The sequence below is a fragment of the Calderihabitans maritimus genome, assembly GCF_002207765.1.
Taxonomy (GTDB): domain Bacteria; phylum Bacillota; class KKC1; order Calderihabitantales; family Calderihabitantaceae; genus Calderihabitans; species Calderihabitans maritimus.
This window is the reverse complement of record NZ_BDGJ01000189.1, coordinates 390-603: the sequence shown is the minus strand read 5'-3', so window position 1 is coordinate 603 and position 214 is coordinate 390.

Here is a 214-nt window from a genome sequence, read left to right as displayed (position 1 = left end):
GGTTCAAATTCCTCTATGGACGATGGTTACGGGGATAGATTTGGAAACTGCAATACGAAAAAAAAGTTCAAATTCCTCTATGGACGATGGTTACCAGTAGCATATTTTTCAGAAGCAGGGACATGGGAGTTCAAATTCCTCTATGGACGATGGTTACTAAGTCTACTAGTGAGTTTGAAGAATTTTTAGATTTAGTTCAAATTCCTCTATGGAC